The 7,453-nt window shown below is 37.1% G+C and carries 3 protein-coding genes; 1 reads left to right on the forward strand and 2 read right to left on the reverse strand.

Annotation, left to right across the window (positions count from 1 at the left end; genetic code table 11):
- Positions 1-4,745 (reverse strand): beta strand repeat-containing protein (locus tag ACFINX_RS08990; RefSeq protein ID WP_375668702.1); only part of this gene is annotated, 4,745 nt, incomplete at its 3' end.
- Between the two features lie 776 nt (positions 4,746-5,521).
- On the opposite strand from ACFINX_RS08990, the gene ACFINX_RS08995 reads away from it, so the two are divergent.
- Positions 5,522-6,652 carry a metallophosphoesterase gene (locus tag ACFINX_RS08995; protein WP_375651423.1) on the forward strand — a complete coding sequence of 377 codons (1,131 nt, stop codon included), beginning with the start codon at positions 5,522-5,524 and terminating at the stop codon, positions 6,650-6,652.
- 607 nt (positions 6,653-7,259) lie between these two features.
- On the opposite strand, the gene ACFINX_RS09000 is transcribed toward ACFINX_RS08995, so the two are convergent.
- Positions 7,260-7,453, reverse strand: a 194-nt coding sequence (locus ACFINX_RS09000) for a hypothetical protein (protein ID WP_375668703.1), incomplete at its 5' end; no start/stop codon positions are given.

Here is a 7,453-nt window from a genome sequence, read left to right on the forward strand (position 1 = left end):
CTGGTCTTTAGTGTCCATGTTGTCTTGTTTTTTAGATCAAAATGTACATTTCTGTCTTTAGCAATATTCGCTCTGCCTTCTAAAGTTGAATGATCAGCGCTTAATGTGAACGTGCCATTGGAGATCGCTTTAACCTCTTTATTGTTCCAATAATTGTCATTTTTCCAAGATTTTGGATCTTCGAAAAGACCATCTCCTAACAATACATCAGCATGGATTTCTGAATTTTTGAGATTTGCTGTACCGATTGATAAAGTTGGAATATCTTCAATGTTATCGTTAGTGAAAGCTCCAATGAAAATTCCAGTACCATTTTCAGCGTGAATATCTGCATTGGTTAAATTGATTTCACTATTTTGATGTTTTTGCGGATCATTTGATTCATCGGTTTTGGTATTAGGGAGAGCTAAGAACTGCAAGCCGCTGATTCCTGCTGTTACAGAAACATCTTTGAGATCAATATGTCCATTAGCTGCCGCCCATAGTGCAACTTTTTTTGCTTCTATTTTATTTTTTATTGTATTCTCTGCTGCTCCAATATAACCATTCGTCATCTTAATTGTGCTATTATTTCCTGCAAAAAGACCAACATCAAAATTTTGAATGATTGTTTTACCATTTAATTCGATTGCACTATCAGACTCCGCAACGTTTACAGCAACGGTTTGTTGTTTACTTTCACCACCAGTTATTGTTAAATCTCCGCTAATGATTTTACTTCCACCGTCTGCATAAAACCCTTCATCGACATTTTGAATGGTTGTTTTGCCCATTAACCTAACTTCACTACCAGAGTCCGATGTCCATATACCAGTGCGCTCGTTGTCGGGGCCTTCAAGTGCTTCACCACCGATTATCGATAAGTTTTCGCTAATGATTTTACCACCGTTAACTGCTCCAAGGCCGTCCAAAGTATTGTTAATTATTGTATCACCATGCAATTGAATTGTGCTGTCATTGCCACTTACAAATGCACCGCTTCCTTTTCCCTCTGTTGTTAGAGCAACATCTGTGGCATCAATATGCCCACCGTTGATTGCGAATAACGCTGTTTTGTTCGCGGCTACGGATCCTCCCGTCATTATGATCTTAGATCCTGAACCGTCTGCAAGGAGTCCTTCGCCATTAGATGATATAATGTTAGCATTGTTTTTTAAGATAATCGTACTGCTGGCTTCGGCGCTTCCTCCTACATCATGTCCACTAAATGATCCTCCTGAGACCGTTATTGTTGAGTGATCATTTGCAACTATACTGGCGGCTGCTTGAGTCACTGTTACATCTTTTAAAGTGACGGTACTTTTATCTGCTTTTATTCCAAAGTTCAGTAACGCATCGTCTTTATTATTCGATATCTTCACACCTTCTAGCTTGTTTTCACCGCTGTTACTGTTTAAAAAGCCGGCACCAACTAGAGAAGTTTTAATGGTCCCTCCAGTCATGTTTATTGCGCCACCATCGTTTGTTGTAAGTCCAATTTCACTATTACTAATCGTTGTTCCTTCAAGCAATTCAACTACACTGCCTTCGCCATTAGAAAATACACCAGACGATATATCTTCGTCACCTAGAGATACATCTGTAACATTTAGAGACACATTTGTGACCGTAATATGTCCACCATTTTCAGCAACCAATGCATTACCTTTCCCCGTGACGGTTCCTCCCGTCATGCTGATGGTGGAGTTTGAACTATTTGCATAGAGTCCAATGTTATCAGATGATGTAATGTTTGCATTGTTGGTTAAAGTGATGGCGCTGCCGTTTTGAGCAGATATTGTTGTATTTTGTGCATGAAATGATCCTCCTGAGGCTGTTATTGTCGAGTGATCATCTGCAACTAAGGCATTGGTTGCTTGCATGACGGTTACATCTTTTAAAGTGACGGTACTTTTATCTGCTTTTATTCCAAAGTTCAGTAACGCATCGTCTTTACTATTCGATATCTTTACACCTTCTAGCTTGTTTTCGCTGTTGTTACTGTTTAAGAAGCCAGCACCAACTAGAGAAGTTTTAATGGCTCCTCCAGTCATCTTGATTGCACCATCGTTTAGTGCTTGAAGCCCGAGTGCACTATTACTAATAGTTGTATTTCCAAGTAATTCAATTACACTGCCTTCACCAACAGAAAATACACCAGACGATATATAGTCGTCACTTGGAGCCACATCTGTGACAGTTAGAGCTACATCTGCAACAATAATATGTCCACCATTTTCAGCAACCAATGCATTACCTTTCCCCGTGACAGTTCCTCCCGTCATTGTGATGGTGGATTTTGAACCTTCTGCATAGAGTCCAACATTATCAGATGATGTAATGTTTGCATCATTGGTTAAAGTGATAGTGCTGCCGCTTTTAGCAGATATTGTTGTATTTTGTGCATGAAATGATCCTCCCGAGATTGTTATTGTCGAATCATTCTCTGCAAATATACCGGCGGCTGCTTGAGTCACTGTTACATCTTTTAAAGTAACGGTACTTTTATCTGCTTTTATCCCAAAGTTCAGTGGCGTATCGTCTTTATCACTCGATATTGTCACATTTTCTAGTTTGTTTTCATGACTGTTACTGTTTAAGAAGCCAGCACCAGCTGCAGAAGCTGTAATGGTTCCTCCAATCATCTTGATTGCGCCATCATTTTGGAATGCAAGCCCGATTGCACTACCACTAATTGTGGTCTTTCCAAGCAATTCAATTACACTATTTGCGCCATTAGAAAATACACCAAATGACTTATCGCTATCATTTGTTTTTAGGGTAACATCTGTAACAGTAATATGACCACCATCTTCAGCAACCAAAGCACTCGCTTTTCCCGTGACGTTTCCTTCTATCATTGTGATGGAGGAGTTTGAATCTTTAGCATATAATCCAACATCATCAGATGATGTAATTTTTGCACCGTTTGTTAAAGTGATGGCGCTGCCGTTTTGAGCAGATATTGTTGCATTTTGTGCATGAAATGATCCTCCCGAGATTGTTATTGTCGAATCATGATCTGCAAATATACCGGCGGCTGCTTGAGTCACTGTTACATCTTTTAAAGTGACGGTACCTTTATCTGCTTTTATTCCAAAGTTCAGTGGCGCATCGTCTTTACCACTCGATATTGTCACATTTTCTAGTTTGTTTTCACGGCTGTTACTGTTTAAGAAGCCAGCACCAGCTGCAGAAGCTGTAATGGTTCCCCCAGTCATCTTGATTACACCACCGTTTTGTGCTTGAAGCCCGATTGCACTATCACTAATCGTTGTCTTTCCAAGTAATTCAATCATGCTACCAAGGTCATCAGAAGCTACACCAAGTCCATCACCATTTGTTTTTAGGGTGACATCTGTAACAGTAATATGGCCACCGTATGTTGTCGTTACTGCTTCCTCTTTCGCTGTAATGCTCCCTCCTGTCATTTCGATGATGGACTTTGAACCTTCCGCATAGAGTCCAGCATCGTTATATGATGTAATTTTTGCACCGCCAGTTAAAGTGATGTTGCCGCCGTTTTGAGCAAATATTGCTGCTTTTTCTGCATCAAATGATCCTCCTAAGACTTTTACTGTGGAATCATATGCATCTATGGCAGTTTGTGCTTGCGTCACTGTTACATTATTTAAAGTGACATTACTGTTAGTTGCCTTGATTCCATTGATTAGTGGCGCATCATCTTTCCCACTTGATGTCACTACATCTTTCAGTTCGTTTTCTTTGCTCTTGCTATCTAAAAAGAATGCACCAACTTTGGACGCTGTAATGCTTCCCCCAGTCATTGCGATTGCGCCACTTTCTTGTGTTTTTAACCCGATTGTCGCATCATTGATCTTTGTATCAGATAATTCAATCACACTGTTTTCACCTTGAGACAATGCGCCGAATCCACTCTCAATTTTAGTACCCTTATTATATGCAGGGTTATCCCCTTCTGTAGTAGGGGCACTTGTGGTATCTTCCTTAGCTGTTAGAGTACCACCCGTGATTTTAATATGACCACCGTCGTTTGTATACAATGCTGCGTCTTTTCCAGTTACGCTTCCCCCAGTCATTTTTATGGTGGTATTTTCATCATCGGCATGGAGTCCGTTACCATTAGATGAGGTAATGTTAGTACCGCCATCTACAGTAATAGTGGTGCCGCCCATAGCATATACGCCATCCATTTTACCTTCGAATGATCCTCCGGATACTATAACTTGAGAAACGACATCCGCAAGTATACCAGTTTCTGCTTGCTTAACTGTTACATTTTCTAAAGTGATAAAACTTTCGTTGTTTATTTCTATTCCAAGGAGTGATGATGCTTCATTTTTATTATCTGATATCACTACATTTTGTAGTATATTTCTACTATTCTTACTATCATCAATATAAACACCAGTTTGAGAAGCTGTAATGTTCCCCCCAGTCAGGTTGATGTTAGCGCCGTCTTTTACAGAAATACCAAAACGAACATCAGAATCAGTGCCTTGAATATTTAAGCCATTTAATTCAAGCGCACTGTTAGCACCTTCAACTGTTACAACATATTTATCGCTACCTGTGTCTGTATTTGTGTTTTTATTTCCAGTTACAGTTACAGTACTGCCGGTGATTTTTCCTTTGTCTTTTACATAAATAGTCTCGTACGTTTTTCCGGATATATCTTTTTCTTCGTTGGCAACGCCAAGAGTTTCAGCATGTGCAGTGAACTGGATGTTGAATAGTATGATAGCAGCCGCAGCTGTGCATGATAAAAGGGATGTTTTATACACTAGTATTCTCCTTATGAGAGCCCCCAAATATTCATTTCCCCGCAAACTTCATAAGAAGAAGTGAAAATGGATAGTTGTTATTAATTTCGATAATTGTCTTTATTTGGTAAGATATTTTTGGTTTTTTGTCAAAATTAAAAAACAAATGATATTAAATTTGTATTAATTTATATTTAACACACAATGTGTTTGTAATTATTTATATTATATAATTAAATTTACTGTAAATCTATATTATAGAAATTATAAATATTGTTATAATACTTACATAAGTTATATTATTTTTTTTATAAAGTAATAATAGTATTTTCTGTAATACTTCTGCATTTTTATAACTTGTCAAAGTAAGTGATGACGGTAATAATCAAACACTATTGCTAGCACTTTTGATTAGTTATACCTTATTTATCATAATATTCTAATATATTTGATCTTGATATCCAAAGGAGTTGGGTGCTCTAGTATAAGAATACATTTTTTCTCCTGTTGGGGATATTTTAATAGTATACGACTAAGTTTTTATAAGCTGTTGATGTATCGATGACATTTGAAAGAGCCAGAGCCCAAGCTTATAAATCTTAATCAATGAAGATGCTTCAAGTTGAAGGCTTGAAATCAACAGTGCTTTTATATCATCAAAGTGCACCTTCATTGAAGGATTATTGCTTTTATTATTTCGAATTTTTGACATATTTTTGACAATAAAATCTAAAAAAATTGTCTCTGATGAATTTTTTAATATAAAAAATATGTAACGTTTTTATGGTGATAGGTTTATGAGATATAAAGTTGAATTGGTAATCACCGTGATTGCTTTTACTCTCTCTGGTTGTTTTAATCTTGATGCTGAAAAAATAAAAAGAGACAAGAGTCCTTATCATGATGCATTCATGGATTGGTCGATGAAAGAAAAGTCTCTTACAAAAAATTATACTGCTATCATTATGGCTGATCCGCAACCGTGGCGTTTAAACTCTGGTGATGCCAATGGAATATCAAACAGAGAGCCATGGTTAAAGATAAATGAGCAGGTTGCTGGTGTGATAAAAGCGCACAAAGCTGCATTCCATATTGTCAATGGTGATCTGACGGAGTTTGGACAACAAAAAAACTATGATGATTATGAAAATGTTTATAAAACTCTTGGAGCACCTGTCTATGAGGGGCTAGGGAATCACGATTATGCCAATAATGTTGGTAATTGTACAAATCCTCAAGAATTCAGCTTTTACAAAGATGCTTGTGCTATAAGTGCAGTTTCAAGAATGGTATCGGAAATCAAAAAATACCGTAGTCAATTATCGCATTTCAATGCAGATGTTACTGAAAGCTTGGTTCCCATTTCGGGTGGAAATATTCGCTCGATAAGGGGGAGTTTGAGTTATTCTTGGGATTATGGAGATGTTCACTATGTGCAGCTTCACAATTATCCAAGCTATACGGTTGGTTTGAAGGGGCAGTCTACAGAAGTGCAAATCAATAAATCTTTAGATTGGCTTAGGAACGATTTAGCTGCTGCTGATGCAAGAGGTAAAGTGACAATCATTAATTTTCATGATGCGCGTGCTGCTTCCATTGATGGTGAATCCTTTTTTATTCGTAAAAAGAATGCTAAAGATTTGTCGGTCTTTAAGTCAATTATTACCTCTCATAATGTTAAAGCAATCTTCGTGGGTCACACGCATTATCAGTCTTATTGCCGTGCGAAAAATGATAAGGTTTTTGGAAATATCCCTATCTATACAGCTGGTGCGCTTTTTAATGGAGATTATTACCTCATAGATGTGAAAGGCAAGACCATTCACGTTAAAGCCTATAATGGAGAAATAGGAAAACCGCTTTTAATTAAAGATCTTGGTGTTATAGGGAAAGACACCCAATTTTCGGCAAGTTGCAGTAAGTTATAATAGGATTTGTTTCTTTGTCTTAAAGCATGAGGGAAAAAACGTATTATATGTGCGGACTTGAAGAGCAGTAGGAGTGTCTAAATGTTATTTAGGAATAGAGTGAAAAATCAGACATATTTTTTTTCAAAGCTGCTAAGATTTCAGGTTATACGCTATAAGTGCAATGGTTTAATGTGAACTGAGCTTTAATACAAAGCAGAATAATGGTTTGTTATTCTATTTTTCTTTTTAGGCTTTCATCTTTGAAGAAAGGGGAGTTTGTCAAGGGTGTGTTCATAATTTGCTAGCACATGTTGTCCAGAATTATCAAGAAGGCTGTTTCTATTAGTTTGTTGCGGTATAATTATCAAGTTATGCCCTTTGTTAGAGTTTATAATATCTACTCATGGGCAACACTTTTCTTTTTCATAAGAAAAGCTTTTTATTTTGATCAATTTTTTACTTATAATCTTCAAACAATTGATGTTTTGTGATGCTATATAATTTCTCTTGATTAACCGTATGAACTTTTAGTTGTATTACAATTTTATCTTCTTCTTTTATACGTAAGTAAATCGTTACAATAATATGATACAAATATTGGAGTCTGTTTATAGCTGTTATGGTCTCATGCAATTATCCTTAGATGACTCTCACGTGTTTTGGCAGTTTTATCTTTGCTTTGAGAGAGGTGTAAAAAGGGGATTTTAAGAAGTTCCAGTTTAGAAAGAGCTTTTTTGCCCGTGAAAAGCTCTCGGAGAGTGCCAAGGCTGGTATGGAACAAGCGGGCGAAGATCTGGCTAATTCGATTGTCGATGGCTT

The organism is Bartonella sp. AP36NXGY, assembly GCF_042195865.1.
Lineage (GTDB): Bacteria > Pseudomonadota > Alphaproteobacteria > Rhizobiales > Rhizobiaceae > Bartonella.

Coding starts and splice junctions, on each gene's coding strand:
- ACFINX_RS08995 (WP_375651423.1), top strand. CDS start 5,522: ATGAGATATAAAGTTGAATTGGTAATCACCGTGATTGCTTTTACTCTC.